The organism is Pseudomonas sp. GW821-FHT09C09 (assembly GCF_059418105.1).
In genome coordinates this window covers 57,886-79,149 of the sequence record NZ_JBWKPF010000004.1, presented here as the reverse complement: position 1 = coordinate 79,149, position 21,264 = coordinate 57,886, and the positions used below count along the sequence as shown (strand labels likewise).

Genomic DNA, 21,264 nt, shown 5'->3' with positions numbered 1-21,264 from the left:
CATGTGCGGGCTTGAGCTTAGTGCTTGTCGCCAGCCAGCTTGTGCTCGAGGTAGTGAATGTTCACGCCCCCTTTGCAGAAGCCTTCGTCGCGGGTCAGATCACGGTGCAGCGGGATGTTGGTCTTGATCCCGTCAACCACGATTTCGTCCAGGGCGTTGCGCATGCGTGCCATGGCTTCGTCGCGGGTGGCGCCGTAAGTGATCAGCTTGCCGATCAGCGAGTCGTAGTTCGGCGGAACCGCATAACCGCTGTACAGGTGCGAATCGACGCGAACGCCGTTGCCGCCTGGAGCGTGGAAATGCTTGACCGTGCCCGGGCTCGGCATGAAGGTCTTTGGATCTTCAGCGTTGATCCGGCATTCCAGCGAGTGACCGCGGATAACCACGTCATCCTGAGTGAACGACAGCTTGTTGCCAGCGGCGATGCTGAGCATCTCCTTGACGATGTCGATACCGGTGACCATTTCCGAAACCGGGTGCTCCACCTGAACACGAGTGTTCATTTCGATGAAGTAGAAACGACCGTTCTCGTACAGGAACTCGAAGGTGCCGGCGCCACGGTAGCCGATGTCGATGCACGCCTTGACGCAGCGAGCGAGGACTTCCTTGCGCGCGTTCTCGTCGATGCCCGGTGCCGGCGCTTCTTCGAGAACCTTCTGGTGACGGCGCTGCAGCGAGCAGTCGCGGTCGCCCAGATGGATGGCGTTGCCCTGGCCGTCGGACAGTACCTGCACTTCGACGTGACGCGGGTTGGTCAGGAATTTTTCCAGATAGACCATCGGGTTGCCGAACGCCGCGCCAGCTTCGGAGCGGGTCAGTTTCGCCGAGGCGATCAGGTCTTCTTCCTTGTGCACCACGCGCATGCCGCGACCACCACCGCCGCCGGCGGCCTTGATGATCACCGGATAACCGACTTCGCGACCGATGCGCAGCGCCGTTTCTTCGTCTTCCGGCAGTGGACCGTCAGAGCCTGGAACGGTTGGAACGCCCGCTTCGATCATCGCGTGCTTGGCCGATACCTTGTCGCCCATCAGGCGAATGGTCTCGGCTTTCGGGCCGATGAAAGCGAAGCCGGAGTTCTCGACCTGCTCGGCAAAGTCGGCGTTTTCCGCGAGGAAACCGTAGCCTGGGTGAATGGCGGTAGCGCCAGTCACTTCAGCGGCTGCAATGATTGCCGGGATGTGCAGGTAGGAGTGCGCGGCAGAAGCCGGGCCGATGCAGACGGATTCGTCTGCCAGACCCAGGTGCATCAGCTCTTTGTCGGCCTTGGAGTAAACGGCGACGGTCTTGATGCCCATCTCTTTGCAGGCACGCAGAATCCGCAGGGCGATCTCACCGCGGTTAGCGATCAGAACTTTTTCCAACTTCGCAGTCATCAAAGGCTCTCCGCAGTTCAAACGATGGTGAACAGCGGTTGGTCGTACTCAACCGGCTGGCCGTCTTCGACGAGGATGGACTCGATCACACCGCTGGTTTCAGCTTCGATGTGGTTCATCATCTTCATGGCTTCGACGATGCACAGGGTGTCGCCTTTCTTCACGGTCTGGCCGACTTCAACGAAAGACGGCGAGGTTGGCGAAGATTTGCGATAGAAGGTGCCGACCATCGGCGAACGGGCAACGGTGCCGTTCAGCGCTGGAGCAGCAGCGGCAGCTGGAGCGGCGGCAGCAGCAACCGGAGCGGCAGCGGCGGCAGGTGCAGCGGCCGGAGCCTGCATTGGCGCCGGAGCGTAGTACTGCTGCGCCGGAGTCTTGCTGTGACGGCTGATGCGTACGGACTCTTCGCCTTCCTTGATCTCGAGCTCGTCGATGCCGGACTCTTCCAGCAATTCGATCAGTTTCTTAACTTTACGGATATCCATGAATCATCAACTCCCAAGGGTCGGTCAGGGGCGTATAGCTTGTTGTTCAAGCTGCTCTAGTGCAGCCTCCAGGGCCAGTCGGTAACCGCTGGCGCCAAGGCCGCAGATCACTCCCACCGCTACGTCGGAGAAGTAAGAGTGATGGCGGAAAGGTTCGCGTTTGTGCACGTTGGACAAATGCACTTCGATGAATGGGATGCTCACTCCCAGCAGCGCGTCACGTAATGCGACACTTGTGTGCGTAAAAGCTGCCGGATTGATAAGAATGAAGTCCACGCCTTCGCCGCGCGCGGCATGGATACGGTCGATCAATTCGTACTCGGCATTGCTTTGCAGGTGCAGCAGATGATGGCCGGCTTCGCGGGCGCGGCGCTCCAGATCCTGATTGATCTGCGCCAGGGTGGTCGACCCGTAGGTCCCGGGTTCCCGGGTGCCGAGCAGGTTCAGGTTGGGGCCATGCAGCACCAGTAGCGTTGCCATCTGCGTGTTCCTTGTTATGGGTGAGCCTCGTCAGAACCCGGCGACTATGCCGCAAAGACTTTGTGACTGTCCAGTTCTCTGCAATAGCCAGCACGATCTCCGATGTTTGCGCGAAATATGTGACTGAGTGATCAGATCCGGTCATTCACACCGCCAAACCCGGCACAATCGCTATCAGACGCGGAATGCCTGCACCGCTGTATGCAGTTGCCCGCCCAATACCAGCAGATTCTCCCCCTGTTCGCGTCCTTCACCGATGCGCAGCAGGTTATCCCCACCCAATTGGTGAATCCGTTCGCTGTGATCGCGGATTTCGCTGACCGCGCCGCTCTGCTGCGCGGTGACATCGGCAATGCGCACCGCGGTGTCGGAAATGGTCTGGATCGCGCCGACGATCTTGTCCAGCGCACCGTCCGCCGATTGCGCCTGATTGGCCGTGGCTTCGGCGTGTTCGACCTGGGCGCGCATGCCTTCGACCGATTGTCGGGCGGCGGTTTGCAGGCCGGCGATCAAGGTCTGGATTTCTGCGGTGGCGCCAGCGGTGCGTTGCGCCAGTGAGCGGACTTCCTCGGCCACCACGGCAAAACCACGACCCATTTCTCCGGCGCGGGCGGCTTCGATCGCCGCGTTGAGTGCCAGCAGGTTGGTCTGGTCGGCAATCGAGCGGATCACCGTCAGTACGCCGCCGATGGTGGCCGACTCTTCGGCCAGATGCTCGATCATTTGCGCGTTGCCTTGCACTTCTTCTACCAGTGCATGCAGGCCGGTGAGGCTCAGGCCGATGACTTTTTGCCCATGCTCGACAGCCTGTCCCGCGTGATGGCTGGCGTCCGCAGCCTGACGCGCATCGCCGGCCACTTGCTGGATGGTCGCTTCCAGTTCGCTGAGGGAGTCGCGGATCAGTGCGGTATCCCCAGCCTGATGTTCGGCGCCGCTGTGCAGGTCGTTGCTCAGTTCCGCCAGGGTGCGGCTGCTGCCCGCCACTTGTTCGGCATTGCCGCGAATGGTTCCGACCAGATCCACCAGATAGGCTCGCAAGCGATTGAGCGAGGCTTCGATGTCGTGCAGCTCGCGGTTGGTCTTGCCCAGGTGGATATCGCGGCTGAAGTCACCTTCGGCCCAAGTCGAAAGGGCTGGGGCGAGGTTGGTCAAGGTGCGGGCCAGGCGTCGCTGCAGGGTGTCGATCAACAGGGCGATCAACAGAATCAGGCCGATCATCACGCCTTGCATCAGACGCACTTCGCTCTGGATCTGGCCGTGCTGGGCGCGTACCACCGGTTCCAGTCCGGCGATGGCTTGTTGCACGGCAGCGATTTTCTGGTGAGTGGCGGTGCTGAGATCGGTGCGTTTCTGGATCTGGTCGCGGGTTCGCGCCAGTTCTGCCGGGTAGCGATTGAGCAAGCTGTTGAGGTCGCGTTTGAGGCCTACGCCGGCGTCTTCGGCGACTGCCTTTTCAGTGCTTTCAATGCCCATCATCGAGGCGAAATCGTCGCTGCCGGATTCGCTGCTGGCGACCACGCCGAGCAAGGGCAGAGCATCGATTGCCTGAGCCTGGGTGCGGATGTTGGTTACCTCGCGTTCGACATCGGCGGCCAGCTCGCTGCGCCCGCTGCTGACCAGTTTGTCCCTGGCCAGCGACAGCTTGCCCAAATGCTGAGAGGCGGCGAGCAACGGTGTCAGGTACGCCACGTTGCCGCCGGCATAAGTGCTGAGCTGATCGAGACTGGCACTCAGTTCCCGTTCGGCCTGCAACAGCAAGGCTTGCGGATCGCCGGCCAGTTTGCCGGCAGCGAGGAGGTCGGTCTTGCTGAATTCTTCGAGGCCCGACAGGCTCGGACGCAGCGTCTCGGCCAGCGCCGGTGGCAGTTCGCCGAGTTCTTTCTGCAGGCTGTCGATGGCCTGGCTGGCACTGCTCAGACGCAGGGCATCGCCGCTGCCGAGGTAGTCCTCGACGTTGCGCGCGACTTCATTCTGAAATTGCTGGGACAGCCCGAGGTAGCGCTCCATCAACAGATACGGACGTTCGAGGGCTTTTTGCGACCACCACAGCGTGGCGCCGAGGGCCACGCAGACGGCGACCAGCAACAGCGTGTTGAGATTGGTGAGCAACTTCAGGCGCATGACGGCTACCAACGGCAGAAATGGTAAGCGCCTGAATTTATTGCGGTTCTGTTACAGGGTTATGACCGAATCGGTGGATTCCGGTGAAAAAGTGGCACTTTGCTTTGAGTCCCGCGCGGTTTGCACCCGATTGCGGCCTTCACCCTTGGCGCGGTACAGCGCCTCATCGGCCTGGCTGGCCATCATCAGGCTGTCGGAGTCGTCGTGCATCTCCACCACCCCGGCGCTGAACGTGCACCACAGATCCTGTGGCTGGGCCGGGTAGTGAATCTCGGCAAAGCGCTGGCGGATTTCGTCGAGCACTTTGTGTGCGGCTTCTATATCGGTGTCGGGCATGACGATGGCGAATTCTTCGCCGCCATAACGGCCGATAAAGTCGGTCTTGCGCAGACGCTGCTTGAGAAACAACGCCAGGCTCTTGATCACCCGGTCGCCCATGGGATGGCCATGGCTGTCGTTGACCCGTTTGAAGTGGTCGATGTCGAGCATCGCAAAACTCAGCGGCTTGTTTTCGCGGCGGGCGCGGAACGAGCAGTCCTCCAGCAACTGAAGAATGTGCGTGTGATTGTACAGGCCGGTGAGGCTGTCGCGGACCATCCGTGCTTTCAGGTTGCGCGCGCGGGCGGCGCGGTTGCGCACCGTGGTGATCAGGTGGCGCGGTTTGATCGGTTTGGTCAGGAAGTCGTCGCCGCCTTCGCTCATGGCGTCGAGCTGTTTGTCCAGGTCGTCTTCGGCCGACAGGTAAATGATCGGCACGCTGACATAACGGTCGTTGTGACGGATGACCTTGGCCAGTTCGGTGCCGGTGCAGGCCGGCATGTACATGTCGAGGATGATCAGGTCCGGCTGGAAATCCGCCAGCTCGGCCATCGCCTGAATCGGCTCGATCAGCGTGCGGGTGACGATCCCTGCGCTGTTGAGCAGGCGCTCGGTGTGCATCGCCTGGGCTCGGGAGTCGTCGATGATCAGCACTTTATAAGGCTCGTACTGGGCGACGCAGGTCAGGACTTCGATTTTCTCCAGCAGGCTCGAGGCTTCGAGGGTGCCGGTAAGGAACTCCTGACCACCCGCGCGCACGGCGGCGAGGCGGGTCGGAGTGTCGGTTTCGTGCAGGCTGAAGAACAGCAGTGGCAACGGTTCTTCCAGACCTTGCTGGGCCTCGGCCGCGAGTTTCAGGCCGACGCCGGCGCCGCTGAAGTCCACGTCCATGACGATGGCGGCCGGCAGACGCTCGACCATCGACGAGCGGAACGCCGACACGCTGTCCAGCGCCTGAGCACTGAGACCGAAGAATTCCAGTTGTTTGGCCAGCCGTTCGGCGCGGTCGTGATCCTGAAGCATCACGTAGATCGGTTTGCGCAGGGGCGGCAGAAAGGTCTGGTCGAGCTGATCGCCATGGCGCAGGCCGGTACGCGACAAGCGCTGCATCAAACGGTTGAGGTCGGTGATCAGGCCGCTGCTCAGACGTCCGCGATTGGCATCCACCGCTTCCAGCGACTGGCTGATGTGGTGGGCCAGTTGGGTATGCTCGGGCTGTTCGAAGCGCTCGGCAAAACGCAGCAGGCGCAGATTGGCCTCGCTCAGTTCGGCGAGGTCGGCAGTGGACCACTCACTGCGTTGCAGGCGCTGCCATATCTCAAGAATCTGACGTGCCTGATGAATTACCCGCTGGGCAAAGTGGTGCTTGAGGCGCTCACGGCTGGGGTCTTCTGGCTCGGTCATATCCTGACTACTAGTTAGGGTGCATGCTGAGATCGACTGGTGGCTCTATGCTAGCACCTCTTTTCCCTTACATGAGTGTCGTACGTCAATAATCTGCGGTACGTCACTATTCAGTTTCTGACCGTTTGGTTTTATTTTGGACTCTGTCGTCGCTCAAATACCCGTGAACGGGGTTCTTCAGGACGTTTCCCAAGGCTTTTGAGGAGGCTTCCTTGTGCCTGGCGGTCTTCGTCTGTCAGGGCATTCTGATTTTTCTCCAAGTCGGTTTCGACAGAGTTTCGGACTGGTAGGGTCAGGGAAACCCCTACAAAAAATTCCCCGAATATGAGCCAGTGTTTCAACGAGCACACCAGCGATAACCAACGTCTGAATCACAGCACCCGGCCAGTTGCAGATTGTGAATGCAACGAAGAAACGTTGTATGGCGAGAAGATGCGGGTGACTGAGGTACCCGTGCTGACGTGCCAGTGCATCTGGCGCCGCTTTCAGCAGGAGGCCGAAGCCGTTGTCGCCCCCGATGGCGTGCTGATTGCCGATCCGGTGCAACGCAACCGGGCGATCAACGCCGCCTATGCCCGGCTGTGGCTGCATGACGCGCGATTCCAGTGGGCAGGTCTTGCAGCGTTTGCTTCGAAGCAGGTGGGCTGCGGGTTGCTGCATGCGGCCGACAGCATCGAACTGATTCGTCAGGAGCACGAAGCACGGCAACGAGTGCGAGACGGGCGCCGCGAGTCCGGACTGCTGACCCCCGCGAGAATGCCCGGGCAGGCCGAGGCCTTGAGTGACTACGAAGAGGCGAGGAGCCGCAATCCCGTGTCTGCGCTGGATCTGCGCTTACCGGGTGAAGAGCTGTCGTTGGTGCAGCAACAGTACCGCCACGTGTACGACATGATGGCGATGGGCAATACCACATTGTTTCTGGATGTCTATCCGCTGCATCGGTTTTATGCGGTGCGTGGGTTGGAGGAGTTGAAGAAGTGTTTGGAAACACGGGTAGGCATTCATGGGCATGCAAAGTTTCCAGTGCTTTGGCCGGTGGGCCAGGAAACGCTTCCTTTTGGGCAAGCGTTTGAACAAATCCTGAAAGCCTTCAAGGCAATAGAGGCGGGGGAAATTGCCTCAAGCGTGCAGTCTCTGGCCTGGCACGAACAGCGAAACATTCTCCAGCCGAGCATCTACGAAAACCGCCAATTAGTGATGTTGTTGCGTGGCAACCACTTTTCCTACGTGACCGGCTTTCCTTCCGGTGTGGCCCAGGCAATCGAGTTGACGCTCACCAGTCAATGTCAGCGAGTCGATGACGGTCGCACCATCGATTTCGGCCGCAACCCGTTGGCGGACCTGTCCGATCTCGATCAGCGAATGGCGTTTGTCCTGCGGGCTGCCGCCCGTTTTCACCAGATGCTCAATGACAGCAACAGAGACGCACTGGCGCAATCCATCCGTGAGATCGCTGCCATGGAGGACGCTTGATGCGCTGGCGATCCTGTCTGTCCAGATGGCGTTGTTGGGCGTGGCTGCTGCTCTGTGGTGTTTTGGCAGTGGCAGCCGCACGCCAGTTGACGCAGCCGTTATGGGGCGACTCCATGATCGCCATGTCCATAGGCGGAACCTATGAATACATGCGTGACCATTCGAACGCTCCCCTCGTTATATGGGGCCATGTTGGCAGGCGCATCTGGGGGGGAGCTTCCAAGGCTGATGCGCGCCTGCGATTTGTCGATCCGCAGTACGGGTTCGAAACGCCGAAGGCGCGGTTCTTTACGTTCACGTTCGAGGGCAACCTGGTCGGTGATATCCGCATGTCTCCTCAGGTCGAGCCCCTGTTGATCGATGATGCCTTGAAGGTCGTTCTCGATCTGCAAGCCCAATGGTGCGCGAAAGGGTGGAGGCCGCTGGGGACCCCGTTACATCCCACCATCGCGGACACCCCGGAGTGGCGAGCCTATCTAAGACCGGGGATACGGACTGGAACCACTTACTGGAAGGCCGGCGACCAGTACGAAGCGATGTTGTTCCTTGGACGATTCGCCGATTCCAGACACCCCGACCAGGAGCGCTATCTCATCACCCTGGAACTCAGCAAACCCTGGCGATTCGGGGAAATGGAACACGTCGACGTAGTACCTCACCCCTTTCCCCCACCTCAACCGCAAAAAGGAGCGCTCCCATGCCAACCCCTGCCTTCATGACCCTCCACGGCAGCCGCCAGGGTCTGATCAGCGCCGGCGCCTTTACCGAAGCATCGGTGGGCAACAGCTATCAGACCGGGCGCGAGGACAAGATCATCTTCAGTCCCTGAGTCATGGCATTGTCGTGCCCAGAGGCGCCGGTGCCGGGCGACGGCTGCACAAGCCTCTGGTCATCACCAAAACCCTCGACAAGGCATCGCCGTTGATCCAGATCGCAATGTGTTCCGGTGAACTGCTGAGCAAGTGTCGTGTGGAGTTGTATCGCACATCGGCCCACGGCACTCAGGAGCACTTCTATACGATAGAGCTGGAGGACGCGCTGATCGTCAGTGCCGAAGTATTGATGCCGGATTGTCAGGACCCGGGCGTTTCCCACCTGACGCAACGGGAAAAGGTCCAGTTCAGCTATCGACGCATCTACTGGCGGCACGAGATCAGCCGGACGATGGGCTCCGATGAGTGGCAGAGCGAGGGACAGGCGTGAGACTGGTTCATCGCTCGCAGGTTACCCCGCTCGAGCGCCGGCAGGTTTATCCGGTGGATCAGGCGCTGGAGAGGGTATGCAAAGTGTTGCTTGACCGGCAACCGCTCGAAGGTCTGGATCAGTTGCGGGCCGGCCTTTCGATCGATCTGGACAGCGAAGTGCTGGAGCAGGTCGAACAGGGTGAATGGCTGTTGCTCATGGTCGACGCAGAGGTTGGCGACTGGCCGGTCGCCGCGGCAGTCTTCGATCAGGCGGTGCTGGATCTGATGAACAATCCTCCGCCTCAGCCAACCCGAACCCCGCGGATCTTTCGCCTGGTCGACAGCATGACGGGCGAGCCGCTGGCACAGCAGCCGTACATTGCAACGGTTGACGGGATTCCCACCCAGCGCCGCACTGACGCCTCGGGCATTGCACATCTATTCACGGCGGATGATGTCCGGCAGATTTCGATGCGGATCTTCAACATCTGAAGCGTGCGTCTATCCTTTCGCTCACCGGCAGTGCCCGGTTGTTTCAATTCGATGCCCGATCGTGGGTGCCGGGTCGAGGCACGTTGTTGTATGGTTGCTGTCGAACCGTTGAACCCAAGATTGAAAGGATATCGCCATGCTGGACTGGAAGAATCGCGCGGGCAGTGCGCCCGAACGTACCGCCGAGCCGAAATCCGCCGCCCGCAGCTATGTGGGCGGCCTGTTGTTCAGCCGCGCGCTGGCCACGCTGGTCGGTATTTACCTGTTGGTGACCATCGCCCTTGGCTGGTACTGGAGCGAAGAGCCGGCCCTGTTCCCCGTGGCGCAGAACGCCCAGCTGGCTGCCGAGAAAGAAGGCAAGCAGATGGTGGTCGGCTACACCACCGTCGAAACCCTCAAGACCGTCGCCGGCACCCTGCTGAACAAGCCGGGCGGCTACATTTCCAACGACCGTTTCCCGCCGGGCCTGTGGATGGACAACATGCCGAGCTGGGAATATGGCGTGCTGGTCCAGGTCCGCGACCTGACTCGTGCCTTGCGCAAGGACTTCGCCCGCTCGCAGTCGCAATCGGCTGAAGACGCCGATCTGGCCAAGGCCGAGCCGCGCTTCAACTTCGACAACAAGAGCTGGATCCTGCCGTCCAGCGAGTCGGAATACCAGGAAGGCATCAACTCCCTGAGCCGATATCAGGCACGCCTGTCTGACCCGACGCAAAAGAATGCGCTGTTCTATGCCCGCGCCGACAACCTGAACAACTGGCTGGGCGACGTCGGTACGCGTCTCGGTTCGCTGTCGCAACGATTGTCGGCCAGTGTCGGTCGCGTCAAACTGAATACAGCGCTGAAAACCGAAGTCCCGGCGGTGGGTGAAGTGCCGCAGGTCGACGAGGAAGTCGTCGAGACCCCGTGGATGCAGATCGACAACGTGTTCTATGAAGCCCGTGGCCAGGCCTGGGCGTTGTCGCACCTGTTGCGGGCCATCGAAGTCGATTTCGCCGACGTGCTGGCGAAGAAGAACGCCACGGTCAGCGTGCGTCAGATCATCCGTGAGCTGGAGGCTTCCCAGGAAACCGTCTGGAGCCCGATGATTCTCAACGGCAGCGGTTTCGGCATTCTGGCCAACCACTCGCTGGTGATGGCCAACTATATTTCCCGGGCCAACGCCGCCGTGATCGATCTTCGTCAACTGCTCAATCAAGGCTGAGTCATGAGCGACAACGCCAGAGAGGCGGCCCACCGCGCCGCCTCGGATGCCGAACAGATCGCCTGGGTTGACGAGCAGGACAACCTGCTCGGATCCCTTGTCCGTTCCGATCTGCGCGAGCGCGGGCTGATCGGGCGCGGCACCTACATCATGCTGTTCAACTCTGCCGGTGAACTCTGTGTCCATCGGCGGACCCTGAGCAAAGCCATTTATCCCGGCTACTGGGATGTGGCGGCCGGCGGCATGGTGCAGGCAAACGAGACCTACGCCGAGTCGGCGGCCCGTGAGCTGGAAGAAGAGTTGGGGGTGAGCGGCGTCGAGCTGACGGCCCATGACCATTTTTACTTCGAGGACCCCGGCAATCGCCTGTGGTGTTCGGCGTTCTCGGCCGTGTGGGACGGGCCGCTGATCCTGCAGCCGGAAGAGGTGCTCGAAGCACGCTTCATTCCGGTCGATCAGGTGATGCTGGAAATCGAGCAAAAGCCTTATTGCCCGGACTCTCTGGCAGCCTTGAAGCGCTATCTGAAGGCTCAACGAAGCGACGTCGCAAAGAACTCATAAATTGGCGCCGATTGGCACTTAGCAATCGGCGTTTTTGCCGTTACACTGCGCGACCTTTTCAAGCTGTGCCGGCCTGCTTTACAGGAGCAACCGGTGCAGTAGCGCTGCCCCTGCCTGAGTGGGGCTTCGCGGTCGATAGCCTTGCCCAAGGCTGCGATCAGTCTTTGTCCTCCCGAGAGGATTGCCGGTGGCCAAAAAAGCCGCATCCTTCGCCGCCCTGGGCGGCCTGGTATTTTCCACCGACGCAGGTCGTCATTGCCCGGAATGCAGTAAACCGGTGGACGCCTGTATCTGCAGACAAACCGTGATCCCGGCCGGCGACGGCATTGCCCGCGTGCGCCGCGAGAGCAAGGGTCGTGGCGGCAAGACGGTGACCACTATCACCGGCGTGCCGCTGGCCGAAGACGCACTCAAAGAGCTGGCGACAACGTTGAAGAAACGTTGCGGCACCGGCGGTGCGTTGAAAGACGGGGTCATCGAGATCCAGGGCGATCATGTCGAGCTACTCTTGGCCGAGTTGGTCAAGCACGGTTTCAAGGCGAAGAAGTCCGGCGGCTAGCAGCCTCTGTGAAAACCACCAGCGGCTCGATCCGGCTCTGATTGTCATCAGTCCCGGCAGCGTCTCCATGGTTTTCACAGAGCCTGTTCATGACCGGTTTCTAAACTCAACGCTGTCAGCGCGGTCTACCGCCCCGCTGACGAACCGTCATTTTCATTCTTTAGACTGCGCCGGCCTGCAATCAGGCGACGCACTATGACTTCTTTATAGGGGACTTCGATGTCCGTACGACGCACACGCAAAGACGATGGCAGCCAATGGACAGTTGCGGACAGCCGCAGTGTTTACGGGATTCGCCATTGGGGGGCCGGGTATTTCGCGATCAATGACGCCGGTCGCGTCGAAGTTCGTCCGAACGGCCCGAGCAGTTCACCGATCGACTTGTTCGAACAGGTCGACCAGTTGCGCAAGAGCGGCCTGTCGTTGCCGTTGCTGGTGCGTTTCCCCGACATCCTGCAAGACCGCGTGCGTCAGCTGACCGGTGCTTTCGACTCGAACATCGAGCGTCTGGAATACCAGAGCAAATACACCGCGCTGTACCCGATCAAGGTCAACCAGCAGGAAGCGGTGATCGAAAACATCATCGCCACCCAGAACGTCTCCATCGGTCTGGAAGCCGGCTCCAAACCTGAGCTGCTGGCCGTGCTGGCGCTGGCGCCGAAGGGCGGCACCATCGTCTGCAACGGTTACAAGGACCGCGAGTTCATCCGTCTGGCGCTGATGGGCCAGAAGCTCGGCCACAACGTGTTCATCGTGATCGAGAAAGAATCCGAAGTCGGTCTGGTGATCGAAGAAGCCGCATCGCTGCGGGTCAAGCCACAGGTCGGCCTGCGGGTGCGCCTGTCGTCGCTGGCCTCGTCGAAGTGGGCGGATACCGGTGGCGAGAAATCCAAGTTCGGTCTGTCGGCGGCGCAACTGCTGTCGGTGGTCGAGCGCTTCCGCGCGGCGGGTCTGGATCAGGGCATCCGTCTGCTGCACTTCCACATGGGTTCGCAGATTGCCAACCTGGCCGACTACCAGCACGGCTTCAAGGAAGCGATCCGTTATTACGGCGAGCTGCGCAACCTCGGTCTGCCGGTCGATCACATCGACGTCGGCGGCGGTCTGGGTGTGGACTACGACGGTACCCACTCGCGCAACGCCAGTTCGATCAACTACGACATGGATGACTACGCCGGTGTCGTGGTCGGCATGCTCAAGGAGTTCTGCGATGCGCAGAGCCTGCCGCATCCGCACATTTTCTCCGAGAGCGGCCGTTCGCTGACCGCCCACCACGCGATGCTGGTGGTGCAGGTGACCGACGTCGAGAAGCACAACGACGACGTGCCGCAGATCGAGAACAAGGAGTCGCTGCCGGAAACCGTGCAATGGCTGGTCGACCTGCTCGGCCCGACCGACATCGAAATGGTCACCGAAACCTACTGGCGCGCCACCCACTACATGAGCGACGTGGCGGCCCAGTACGCCGACGGCAAGCTGACTCTGGCCGAGAAAGCCCTGGCCGAACAGTGCTACTTCGCCGTGTGCCGTCGCCTGCACAACTCGCTGAAGGCGCGTCAGCGTTCTCACCGTCAGGTGCTGGACGAGCTCAACGACAAGCTGGCCGACAAGTACATCTGCAACTTCTCGGTGTTCCAGAGCCTGCCGGACACCTGGGCGATCGATCAGGTGCTCCCGATCATCCCGTTGCACCGTCTCGACGAAGAGCCGTTGCGTCGCGCGGTGCTGCAGGATCTGACCTGCGACTCCGACGGCAAGATCAACCAGTACGTCGACGAGCAAAGCATCGAGACCAGCCTGCCGGTGCACGGGCTGAACGAAGGTGAAGACTACTTGCTGGGCGTGTTCCTGGTCGGCGCCTATCAGGAAATCCTCGGCGACATGCACAACCTGTTCGGTGACACCGACTCGGTGAACATCTACCAGAACGCCGACGGCAGCGTGTACCACGCCGGGATCGAGACCCACGACACCATCGAAGACATGCTGCGCTACGTGCACCTGTCGCCGGAAGAGCTGATGACCCACTACCGCGACAAGTGCGCCAGTGCCCGTATCAGTGCCAGCGAGCGCACCCAGTTCCTCGATGCATTGCGCCTGGGTCTGACCCGTTCCTCCTACCTGTCTTCCTGACGGCAGGTTCCGAATCCATCAGGTTGTCTGAAATTGTTCCGCACGCAGCGGAAGTTTCAGATGACCTGATGCGACTTCTCTTTTTCTGTTAGCGAAATGACCTTCATCCTCACAAGAAAAGTGATGTCGTCTGCTTTTCGCGTAGGCCATTTCCTAATTTGTACTTCGGCTCTCTACTCGGCCATGGCTCTCGGCGAGAATCCCCGGCCGCCCCTCCTGTAGAGAATCGCCCATGTTCGATCCAGTCGACGAGTCGTCGTTTCGTCTCGATGTCGCGGGTCTGTCCGCCCCCCTCGAAGTCCTGGCCTTTACCGGTTGCGAGGCGATCAGCGAGCCTTTTGTGTTCGAAATCGATCTGTTGATCGACGATCCTCATCTCGACCTTGCCGGTCTGTTGTATCGCTCGGCACGCCTGTGCTTCGGGCCTCCTGGCAATGGGGTGCACGGACAATTGCAGAGTCTCGTCCAGCATGAACATGGCGACGGAGTCCGGTTGTGCCGGGCGCGGCTGGGTCCGAAGCTGGGTTGTCTGGGACTGCGCCATAGCCAGCGAATGTTCAGTGGCCGATCGGTGCCGCAGATTCTCGATCAAGTGCTCAGGGAGCACGGCATTACCGGCCATCAGCGCCGGTTCGAATTGCAGGCCGATCATCCGGCCCGCAGATTCTGTACCCAATACGGTGAATCGGACCTGCAACTGGTGCAGCGTCTGTGTGCGCAGTCGCGGATCCACTATCACTTCGAGCATGGGCACGATAGCCATTGTCTGGTGTTTGGAGACAACCCGGCGCGGTTGCCGCGAGCGGGGGAGGTGCCATTCGATGCTCAGGCGTCGGCACCGGCGGTACGCCGCTGGCTGATTCGAGAGCAAGCCAGCGGGGCCTCTGAAGCTGCCATGCGTTCCCGAACGGCTCAGGGGCATTCGGACATGCCAACCTTGCGTTGCGGTCGGTGGCTGAATCTGTCCCCGCGGCCGTTTGCCGAGTGCGACAGGCACTGGTTGCTGACGCGTATCGAGCACCGGGCCGATCAGATGCTAGAACCGCCCTACAGCAACCGGCTCCGTGCGGTCGACGGTCTGCAGGCGTGCGGGCCGGTTGTCGAGCGCCCAGTGTTGAGCATGGGCAGTCTGCAGCGGGCCTGGGTGGTGGCGGTCGATGAACCTCAGCCTGATCGCTCGCGCCCGGTCGCGGTGCAGTTCGACTGGCTCTATCAGGGCGAAGGCGCGGCGCCCAGCCACTGTTGGCTGCCTTTGGCGCCCGCGTTGGCGGAGACGGCATTGGGGTCATTGCATGAAGGCGTCGAGGTGGTCGTGAGCTTTATCGAAGGTGATCCCGAGCAACCGGTGATCAGTGGTGTTCTGCAGCCGACGGCAACCGCCGAGGTCCATGGGGATGAGGAGCCGCTGCCGCTGCCCGACACCCTGGCAACTGAAGGCCTGGCGCCATGGCTGAGTGCGCGCGAGCCTTTGCTGCTGTTATGTCTGATGCCAGGGGGCGGCAGCTACCGGCACTGTCGGGAGTCGGTCTGCAGCTGCCGGCTGGTCGCCGGACTCAGTCCTGGCGATGGACGATGAGCGGCAAGGTACCGGGGCAGCGTGCGCAATGGCTGTTGCTGGATGCCGTGCACACTCCACAGGCGTTGAGCGTGTTGCGTCAGGGATTCGCTGGCTTGCCGAGTTCGCGGCTGTTTGACGGTACGGAGTTTCAGCCCGTGTGCGAGCAAGGGCCATTGTTGATCGATCTGCGCGATAGCCCGGTGCTGTCGGCGTTGTGCCACACCGATCCGCACACCTGGTGCGGGCTGTTGCTGGGCAGCGATGCCACGATCGAATCGCTGCGTGCGCATTTACAGCGGATGCTGACAGTTTCTGTGGGCCTGAATCATCGTGCGCTGCTCAATTACTACGACCGGCAGACAGCCAGCTACTTTTTCGACGCCTGCGATGCTCGTCAACTGAGCTGCTGGCTCGGGCCGATCAACTGGCTGCGCTGGTTCGGCGGTACCTGGGCCGATCGGGCAAGCGGCAGCCTGGGCTGGCAACAACTGCGCAACCCGGGCCTGGACGTAGAGCCGCTGGAGGTTGAACAGGGGCTGACCCGTCATCAACGCGAGCGCCTGCATCGCTGCCTGCTGGAACAGCATATCTGGCGCTGGAGCCAATCGACGGGAACCTCTTACCGCACGCTGTCCTCCCACGTTGAACAAGGCCTGACATTGGGTTTCAGCGAACGGACGGTGCTGGACGACTGGTTGTGGCTACGCTTGCTGCATCCGCGCGCAGAACTGGTGCAACCGCCACAAGGGCTGACCCAGCAAGAGCGGCTCGATCATCTGCGTCGCCGCTGGCAGAACAACCCACCCTGAGACGAGGTTTCGCGCGCATGGCCCACTCTTTACGGCATTGGTTTTGCGCGATCCCCGCTGGTTTTCTGCTGTTGCTGCTCAGTGGTTGCTCGCCGCTGAAAATGCTCAACGGCCTGACACCGGACGGTAGCTACGTCAAAACCGCGAGCATTGCCTATGGAGACGATCCGCGTCAGAAGCTCGATGTCTACGTGCCGCGCCATCTGCTCGAAGACGCCCCGGTGGTGGTGTTTTTTTATGGCGGCAGCTGGAACAGCGGCGACCGTGGCGATTACCGGTTTGTCGGCGAGGCGCTGGCCTCCCGGGGCATCGTGACGGTGGTGGCGGACTATCGGTTGTACCCGCAGGTGCGTTACCCATTGTTTCTCGAGGACGGAGCCCGCGCCGTCGCTTGGACCAAGGCCCATATCCATGAATATTCCGGCAATCCCCGGCGGCTGTACCTGATGGGGCATAGTTCCGGGGCCTACAACGCATCGATGCTGGCGCTGGATTCGCGCCTGCTGGGCTCGGTCGGGATGTCCCCCGCCGACCTGAGTGGCTGGATCGGTCTGGCCGGGCCTTACGACTTTCTGCCGATCAAGAATCCCGAGGTGCGTCCGGTGTTTTTCTGGCCGGACTCACCGCCGCAATCGCAGCCGATCCGGCATGTCGGCCACGGCGCGCCACCGGCACTGTTGATTGCCGCGAGCCGCGACAGCCTGGTCGATCCGGCCCGCAATACCGGCGGCCTGGCGCGAACACTGCGCGAGGCCGGCGTGCCGGCACAGGATTTGTACTATGCCCGGCCCAACCACGCGACGCTGGTGGCCACAATGTCTCGGCCATTACGTTGGCTGGCACCGGTACTGGATCAGGTTGTTGGTTTTATCCGGCACACGCCGTCTCAGTGAGTTGCGCCGGCAAACCAGCCGTCGTTGCGCCGCAGTCGCCAGGCCAATGTGCCGAGGGTCAGGCTGCGCAGCACCATGAACAGCAGGAAAGATATCCACAACCCGTGATTGCCCATCCCGCTCAACGCCCAGGCGAACGGCAGCAGCAGAGCGACCGTCAGCAGCATGCCATTGCGCATTTCCCGGGCGCGGGTGGCGCCGATGAACAGACCGTCGAGCAAGTAGCTCCACACCGCAATCAACGGCAGCACGGCGAGGTAGGGCAGATAGATGAACGCGGTTTCGCGCACGCTCTGAATGTCGGTCTGCATTTCGATGAACAAGTGCCCGGCGAACAGAAACAACGCAGCAAAACCCAGGCTCGCCAGCAACGACCAGCCGCCGGCCACCACCAGCGAACGCCGCAGGGCCATGCGGTCTCGGGCGCCGATGGCATGCCCGCACAAGGCCTCGACCGCGTGGGCCAGACCGTCCAGCGCATGGGCGGTCAGCAGCAGACCGTTGAGCAGCAGCGCATTGGCCGCGACCGTAGCGTCACCCAGCCGTGCGCCTTGTACGGTGATCAGGAAAAACACCGATTGCAGCGCCAGGCTGCGGATGAAGATGTCGCGGTTGACCCCCAATAGCGGCCGCCAGCTCTGCCAAACCCTCAATGCCGCCCAGACGATATGCCCGGGGTAAGCGCGCAAGGCCTTGCGGGTGAGCGCCAGACCGAGCAGGGCGCCGCACCATTCGGCGACCACCGAGGCCCGGGCCGAGCCGACCACGCCCCAGTCCAGACCTATCACAAACCACAGGTTCAGCACGATGTTGATCAGGTTGGTGGTCAGCAGAATCGCCAGCGGTGCCCGGGCGTTCTGGGTGCCGAGGAACCAGCCGACCAGTGCATAACTGGCAAGCGCCGCCGGCAGCCCGAACAGGCGGGTGTGGAAGAAATCGCGGGTCAACTGATTGAGCTCTGGCGACGGCTGCATGAAGTGCAGGGCGACCCCGCTCAGCGGCACGCCCACAGCTCCCAGCAGCAACGCCAGCCCCATCGCCAGCAACAAACCTTGCAGCAGGATTTGCCGCAGCGCCGCACCATCGCTGCGTCCGGCGGCCTGCGCGGCGAACCCGGTGGTGCCCATGCGCAGAAAACCCATGGCCCAGGCCAGAACGGTGTAAAGGCTGGCCCCGACCGCCACCGCGCCCAACTGATGGGCGTGGGGCAGATGACCGATGACGGTGCTGTCGACCAGCGCCACCAGCGGCACGGAAATGTTGGAAAGGATCATGGGGGCGGCGAGGGCCCAGACCCGGCGATGGGTCGGGCGGTCGCGCCAGTCGGCGATCAGGTTGGACATGCGGGCTCCTTGGGGAGCGGCATTGTAGCGGGAGGCGTCAGTGAATGATCCAGCTCAGCAGCCACAGGCCCAGCAGCAGCCAGATGATCCCGGCAATGATCGACGCATTCATGAACGCGCGGATTGCCGACCACAGCAGCATCAGGCCGACGATCAACGCAATGATGCTGATGATCGAGGTGTCCATGCCCAGGGCCTTCGCCAGCCCGTCGACGAAGTTGCCGCCGGCATGGCTCAACACGTTGAACAGGCCGCTCAGGCCGTCGACGATGAAGCGGATGATCGAGCCGAGCGCCTGGCCCAGCCATTCGAAAAAGCTTTCTACCTGCATGTTTGCATCCTGATGAAAGAGCTGAGCCTTGGGCCGCGCCGGGGGCGGCCGAGTTCCCTGCAAGCATAGAGGGTTTGCCGGGTGGTGGCTGCCCCTTGCCTTCGCGCAGCTTCCCCCCGAAGCTATACGCCTTCAGGAGAACCCGATGAACCTTGTTGAACTGACCGAACGCCTGCACGCCATTCGCGACCGCAATGACTGGCGGCAATTTCACAGCCCGAAAAACCTGGCCATGGCCGCCAGCGTGGAAATGTCCGAGCTGGTGGAAATCTTCCAGTGGCTGACCGAGGACCAGTCCCGCGAACTGCCGGCGGACAAACTGGCCCACGCCGGCCAGGAAGTCGGTGACATCGTCCTCTATCTGTTGCTGCTGTGCAGCGAGCTGGGGCTGGACATGAATGAAGTGGTGCGCAGCAAGCTCGCCGACAGCGAACGGCGGTTCAGCTGATGAGCGACCGTCATTTCGATCAGTTGGCGACCCGCTTCGCCGAAAAAATCTATGGTGGTGCCAAAGGCGCGATCCGCCTCGCGGTGTTGCAGGCCGATCTTGCCGAAGCCTTGCCGGATCGTCCGTTGCGGGTGCTGGACATCGGTGGCGGCCTGGGCCACATGTCGCTGTGGCTGGCGGAGCGCGGGCACGACGTGACCTTTACCGAGCCGGCCGAGCCGATGCTCGAAGGCGCGCGCCAGCGTTTCGCCGAGGCCGGGCAGACCGCAACGTTCATTCAGGCGCCGTGGCAGGAACTGCTAGGTCAACTCACCGAACCCTATGACGTGGTGATCTGCCATGCGGTGCTTGAGTGGCTCGCCGAACCCCACGCGATCCTGCCGGTGCTGCATCAATTGACCAAACCCGGCGGCTGGCTGTCGCTGGCGTTCTACAACCGGGATGCGCTGGTCTATCGCAACCTGCTCAAAGGCCATTTCAAGAAAATGCGCAGGAACGACATGGCCGGCGAAAAGCAGAGCCTGACCCCGCAGCAGCCGCTCGATCCTCGGGAACTGGCCACGCAACTCGACGGGTTGTGGCAGGTCGAAACCCAGAGCGGGATCCGGGTTTTCCACGATTACATGCCGGTGGAGTTCCAGGCCCGTGCCGAGTTGATTGATTTGCTCGAGATGGAGCTCGCTCACCGTCGTCACCCAAGCTTCGCCGGGCTTGGGCGCTACTTGCACTGGATCTGCCGGCCGATCTGATCGGAGCGTGAAATGAAAGGTCATTCAGGGTTATTGCTGATCTGTCTGGGGTTGGCCGCGTGCCAGGGCAGCAACCCTTATGTGGCGCAGTCGCGGCCGTTGCCGCCGGCGCCACCGCAAGCCGCGACCACCTTCGACCGCAGCGCCTACCCCGCGCCACCACGGGATTACGGGCGCTACCGCAGTTGGGCGTGGCTCAACGGGCGCCTGCCACCCGGCAGTGCCTGGGCGGATTCGGCGCAAGTGGCCGAGGCGGTCAGCAGTGCGCTGGATCAACGGGGCTTGCGCCCGTTGCACGACAATCGCCCGGCCGACCTTTTTGTCAGCGCCAACCTGAGCCTGGAAACCCGCTTGCGTCAGGTCCAGGACGATTACGGTTACTACGGCGGATACGGCGGCTATGACCGTTACGGCCGCGGTTACGGCATGTACAACACCGTGCCGATTGTCCGTACTTATCAGGAGCAGGTCGTGGTGGTACGGGTCGATCTGTTCGACGCCGGCACCGGTCAGCCGGTCTGGAGTGCCAGCGCCGAAACCGGCACCCAGGGCAATCAGAGTGACCGGGCCGATGCGATCCGCGAGGCTGTCGAAAAGGCCATGTCGGCGTATCCTCCCAGTTAGCTTCCCGTGAACCGGAAGCTCCCTCAGGTTCATGTTTTCCACCGGAGAAAAACCATGTTCCGCCGTTTTGCTTTACTGGCCATGGCCGCGCTGCTCAGTGCCTGCGCCGCCAACCAGGTCAATCATGACTTCGACGCCAGCCGCGACTTTGCCGCCTACCGCAGCTGGAGCTGGAAAGAACCCGCCCTGCAATACCGCCCCGACGATCCACGGATCAAGAGCGACCTGACCGAACAACGGATTCGCCAGTCCGTCGCCGATCAACTGGACCAGCGCGGCCTGCGTCCTGCCGCTGCGGGCACCAAGGGTGACTTGAATGTGCAAACCTACCTGATCGTCGAGGATCGCCAGCAGCAGGTCACCACCAACTATGGCGGTGGTTGGGGTGGCCCATGGAACGGTTACTGGGGCGCACCGATGTACAACGAAACCCGCAACATCACCTACAAGGTCGCGACGATCCAGATCGACTTGCTCGACGGCAAGGACGGCAAACTGGTATGGCGCGGCAGCGATGAACAGATGCTCAGCCGCACGCCGAACCCGGCGGATCGCAGCAGCGCCATCCATGAAACGGTGACGCGGATACTGTCGAACTACCCTCCGCGCTGAGCCTGCGCACAAAAACGGGAGCCAATGGCTCCCGTTTTTTATGGAGAAGCGGCTGGCGCGTTGCCAGCAGTGTCGTTGCGCCGGGTCTACACTGACATCCACCAATG

21 protein-coding genes and 1 pseudogene are annotated in these 21,264 nt (G+C 61.5%); 15 read left to right on the top strand and 7 right to left on the bottom strand.

The window, feature by feature from the left end:
• Positions 1-17: 17 nt before the first annotated feature.
• The 5 genes from accC to gcbA form a co-directional block, all read right to left on the bottom strand.
• Entirely contained in the window at positions 18-1,376 is a 1,359-nt protein-coding gene (gene accC, locus AC07NR_RS13920; RefSeq protein ID WP_085711231.1) for an acetyl-CoA carboxylase biotin carboxylase subunit, read from the bottom strand.
• A gap of 17 nt (positions 1,377-1,393) precedes the next feature.
• Positions 1,394-1,861 (bottom strand): acetyl-CoA carboxylase biotin carboxyl carrier protein, encoded by a 468-nt coding sequence (accB, locus tag AC07NR_RS13915; protein WP_007951023.1) that lies wholly within the window; start codon positions 1,859-1,861, stop codon positions 1,394-1,396.
• Positions 1,862-1,885: 24 nt separating this feature from the next.
• The gene (gene aroQ, locus AC07NR_RS13910) at positions 1,886-2,341 is read right to left on the bottom strand and encodes a type II 3-dehydroquinate dehydratase (RefSeq protein ID WP_064585783.1); all 456 of its coding nucleotides are present in this window, start codon (positions 2,339-2,341) and stop codon (positions 1,886-1,888) included.
• A 174-nt stretch (positions 2,342-2,515) separates the two neighbouring features.
• A complete protein-coding gene (locus AC07NR_RS13905; protein ID WP_412546962.1) occupies positions 2,516-3,559 on the bottom strand; it encodes a methyl-accepting chemotaxis protein in 1,044 nt (347 codons plus the stop codon).
• A 954-nt stretch (positions 3,560-4,513) separates the two neighbouring features.
• Entirely contained in the window at positions 4,514-6,184 is a 1,671-nt protein-coding gene (gene gcbA, locus AC07NR_RS13900; RefSeq protein ID WP_085711233.1) for a diguanylate cyclase GcbA, read from the bottom strand.
• Between the two features lie 324 nt (positions 6,185-6,508).
• On the opposite strand from gcbA, the gene AC07NR_RS13895 reads away from it, so the two are divergent.
• From AC07NR_RS13895 to AC07NR_RS13845, 11 genes and pseudogenes are all read left to right on the top strand, one after another.
• The gene (locus tag AC07NR_RS13895) at positions 6,509-7,657 is read left to right on the top strand and encodes a DUF2515 family protein (protein ID WP_495078786.1); all 1,149 of its coding nucleotides are present in this window, start codon (positions 6,509-6,511) and stop codon (positions 7,655-7,657) included.
• Entirely contained in the window at positions 7,657-8,376 is a 720-nt protein-coding gene (locus AC07NR_RS13890; protein WP_495078785.1) for a hypothetical protein, read from the top strand. The genes AC07NR_RS13895 and AC07NR_RS13890 overlap by 1 nt, the downstream gene beginning before the upstream one ends.
• A pseudogene (locus AC07NR_RS13885) lies at positions 8,355-8,860 on the top strand (Hcp family type VI secretion system effector). Before AC07NR_RS13890 ends, AC07NR_RS13885 begins: the two are co-directional and overlap by 22 nt.
• On the top strand, positions 8,857-9,333 hold the full coding sequence (locus AC07NR_RS13880; RefSeq protein WP_495078784.1) for a hypothetical protein: 477 nt from the start codon (positions 8,857-8,859) through the stop codon (positions 9,331-9,333). The pseudogene AC07NR_RS13885 and the gene AC07NR_RS13880 overlap by 4 nt, the downstream one beginning before the upstream one ends.
• A 136-nt stretch (positions 9,334-9,469) precedes the next feature.
• On the top strand, positions 9,470-10,537 hold the full coding sequence (locus tag AC07NR_RS13875) for a DUF2333 family protein (protein ID WP_495078783.1): 1,068 nt from the start codon (positions 9,470-9,472) through the stop codon (positions 10,535-10,537).
• A 3-nt stretch (positions 10,538-10,540) separates the two neighbouring features.
• The gene (locus AC07NR_RS13870; RefSeq protein ID WP_114881278.1) at positions 10,541-11,098 is read left to right on the top strand and encodes an NUDIX hydrolase; all 558 of its coding nucleotides are present in this window, start codon (positions 10,541-10,543) and stop codon (positions 11,096-11,098) included.
• Positions 11,099-11,285: 187 nt separating this feature from the next.
• A complete protein-coding gene (locus AC07NR_RS13865) occupies positions 11,286-11,657 on the top strand; it encodes a translation initiation factor Sui1 (RefSeq protein WP_065260252.1) in 372 nt (123 codons plus the stop codon).
• Between the two features lie 219 nt (positions 11,658-11,876).
• Positions 11,877-13,790 (top strand): arginine decarboxylase, encoded by a 1,914-nt coding sequence (gene speA / locus AC07NR_RS13860; RefSeq protein WP_248738462.1) that lies wholly within the window; start codon positions 11,877-11,879, stop codon positions 13,788-13,790.
• A gap of 232 nt (positions 13,791-14,022) precedes the next feature.
• On the top strand, positions 14,023-15,366 hold the full coding sequence (locus AC07NR_RS13855; protein ID WP_495078782.1) for a type VI secretion system Vgr family protein: 1,344 nt from the start codon (positions 14,023-14,025) through the stop codon (positions 15,364-15,366).
• Positions 15,363-16,157 carry a DUF4123 domain-containing protein gene (locus tag AC07NR_RS13850; protein WP_495078781.1) on the top strand — a complete coding sequence of 265 codons (795 nt, stop codon included), beginning with the start codon at positions 15,363-15,365 and terminating at the stop codon, positions 16,155-16,157. The genes AC07NR_RS13855 and AC07NR_RS13850 overlap by 4 nt, the downstream gene beginning before the upstream one ends.
• A gap of 17 nt (positions 16,158-16,174) precedes the next feature.
• Positions 16,175-17,050, top strand: coding sequence for an alpha/beta hydrolase (locus AC07NR_RS13845; RefSeq protein ID WP_495078780.1), 876 nt, complete (start codon positions 16,175-16,177; stop codon positions 17,048-17,050).
• Here AC07NR_RS13845 and AC07NR_RS13840 read toward each other — a convergent pair.
• On the bottom strand, positions 17,044-18,393 hold the full coding sequence (locus AC07NR_RS13840) for an MATE family efflux transporter (RefSeq protein WP_495078779.1): 1,350 nt from the start codon (positions 18,391-18,393) through the stop codon (positions 17,044-17,046). The genes AC07NR_RS13845 and AC07NR_RS13840 overlap by 7 nt on opposite strands.
• Positions 18,394-18,430: 37 nt before the next feature.
• Complete coding sequence (locus tag AC07NR_RS13835; RefSeq protein WP_085711241.1) at positions 18,431-18,724, bottom strand: hypothetical protein; 294 nt, start codon at positions 18,722-18,724, stop codon at positions 18,431-18,433.
• A 145-nt stretch (positions 18,725-18,869) separates the two neighbouring features.
• Between AC07NR_RS13835 and AC07NR_RS13830 the strand changes: the two genes are divergently transcribed.
• From AC07NR_RS13830 to AC07NR_RS13815, 4 genes are read left to right on the top strand one after another with little or no spacing between them, the layout of a single operon-like run.
• Positions 18,870-19,172 carry a MazG-like family protein gene (locus AC07NR_RS13830; RefSeq protein ID WP_011332275.1) on the top strand — a complete coding sequence of 101 codons (303 nt, stop codon included), beginning with the start codon at positions 18,870-18,872 and terminating at the stop codon, positions 19,170-19,172.
• Entirely contained in the window at positions 19,172-19,921 is a 750-nt protein-coding gene (locus AC07NR_RS13825) for a methyltransferase (RefSeq protein WP_085711242.1), read from the top strand. Before AC07NR_RS13830 ends, AC07NR_RS13825 begins: the two co-directional genes overlap by 1 nt.
• A gap of 12 nt (positions 19,922-19,933) precedes the next feature.
• Positions 19,934-20,545 (top strand): DUF4136 domain-containing protein, encoded by a 612-nt coding sequence (locus AC07NR_RS13820; RefSeq protein ID WP_085732749.1) that lies wholly within the window; start codon positions 19,934-19,936, stop codon positions 20,543-20,545.
• Positions 20,546-20,599: 54 nt separating this feature from the next.
• The gene (locus AC07NR_RS13815; RefSeq protein WP_085711244.1) at positions 20,600-21,157 is read left to right on the top strand and encodes a DUF4136 domain-containing protein; all 558 of its coding nucleotides are present in this window, start codon (positions 20,600-20,602) and stop codon (positions 21,155-21,157) included.
• The last annotated feature ends 107 nt before the right edge of the window (positions 21,158-21,264 follow it).

Coding starts and splice junctions, on each gene's coding strand:
- accC (WP_085711231.1), bottom strand. CDS start 1,376: ATGACTGCGAAGTTGGAAAAAGTTCTGATCGCTAACCGCGGTGAGATC.
- accB (WP_007951023.1), bottom strand. CDS start 1,861: ATGGATATCCGTAAAGTTAAGAAACTGATCGAATTGCTGGAAGAGTCC.
- aroQ (WP_064585783.1), bottom strand. CDS start 2,341: ATGGCAACGCTACTGGTGCTGCATGGCCCCAACCTGAACCTGCTCGGC.
- AC07NR_RS13905 (WP_412546962.1), bottom strand. CDS start 3,559: ATGATCGGCCTGATTCTGTTGATCGCCCTGTTGATCGACACCCTGCAG.
- gcbA (WP_085711233.1), bottom strand. CDS start 6,184: ATGACCGAGCCAGAAGACCCCAGCCGTGAGCGCCTCAAGCACCACTTT.
- AC07NR_RS13895 (WP_495078786.1), top strand. CDS start 6,509: ATGAGCCAGTGTTTCAACGAGCACACCAGCGATAACCAACGTCTGAAT.
- AC07NR_RS13890 (WP_495078785.1), top strand. CDS start 7,657: ATGCGCTGGCGATCCTGTCTGTCCAGATGGCGTTGTTGGGCGTGGCTG.
- AC07NR_RS13875 (WP_495078783.1), top strand. CDS start 9,470: ATGCTGGACTGGAAGAATCGCGCGGGCAGTGCGCCCGAACGTACCGCC.
- AC07NR_RS13870 (WP_114881278.1), top strand. CDS start 10,541: ATGAGCGACAACGCCAGAGAGGCGGCCCACCGCGCCGCCTCGGATGCC.
- speA (WP_248738462.1), top strand. CDS start 11,877: ATGTCCGTACGACGCACACGCAAAGACGATGGCAGCCAATGGACAGTT.
- AC07NR_RS13855 (WP_495078782.1), top strand. CDS start 14,023: ATGTTCGATCCAGTCGACGAGTCGTCGTTTCGTCTCGATGTCGCGGGT.
- AC07NR_RS13850 (WP_495078781.1), top strand. CDS start 15,363: ATGAGCGGCAAGGTACCGGGGCAGCGTGCGCAATGGCTGTTGCTGGAT.
- AC07NR_RS13845 (WP_495078780.1), top strand. CDS start 16,175: ATGGCCCACTCTTTACGGCATTGGTTTTGCGCGATCCCCGCTGGTTTT.
- AC07NR_RS13840 (WP_495078779.1), bottom strand. CDS start 18,393: ATGTCCAACCTGATCGCCGACTGGCGCGACCGCCCGACCCATCGCCGG.
- AC07NR_RS13835 (WP_085711241.1), bottom strand. CDS start 18,724: ATGCAGGTAGAAAGCTTTTTCGAATGGCTGGGCCAGGCGCTCGGCTCG.
- AC07NR_RS13830 (WP_011332275.1), top strand. CDS start 18,870: ATGAACCTTGTTGAACTGACCGAACGCCTGCACGCCATTCGCGACCGC.
- AC07NR_RS13825 (WP_085711242.1), top strand. CDS start 19,172: ATGAGCGACCGTCATTTCGATCAGTTGGCGACCCGCTTCGCCGAAAAA.
- AC07NR_RS13820 (WP_085732749.1), top strand. CDS start 19,934: ATGAAAGGTCATTCAGGGTTATTGCTGATCTGTCTGGGGTTGGCCGCG.
- AC07NR_RS13815 (WP_085711244.1), top strand. CDS start 20,600: ATGTTCCGCCGTTTTGCTTTACTGGCCATGGCCGCGCTGCTCAGTGCC.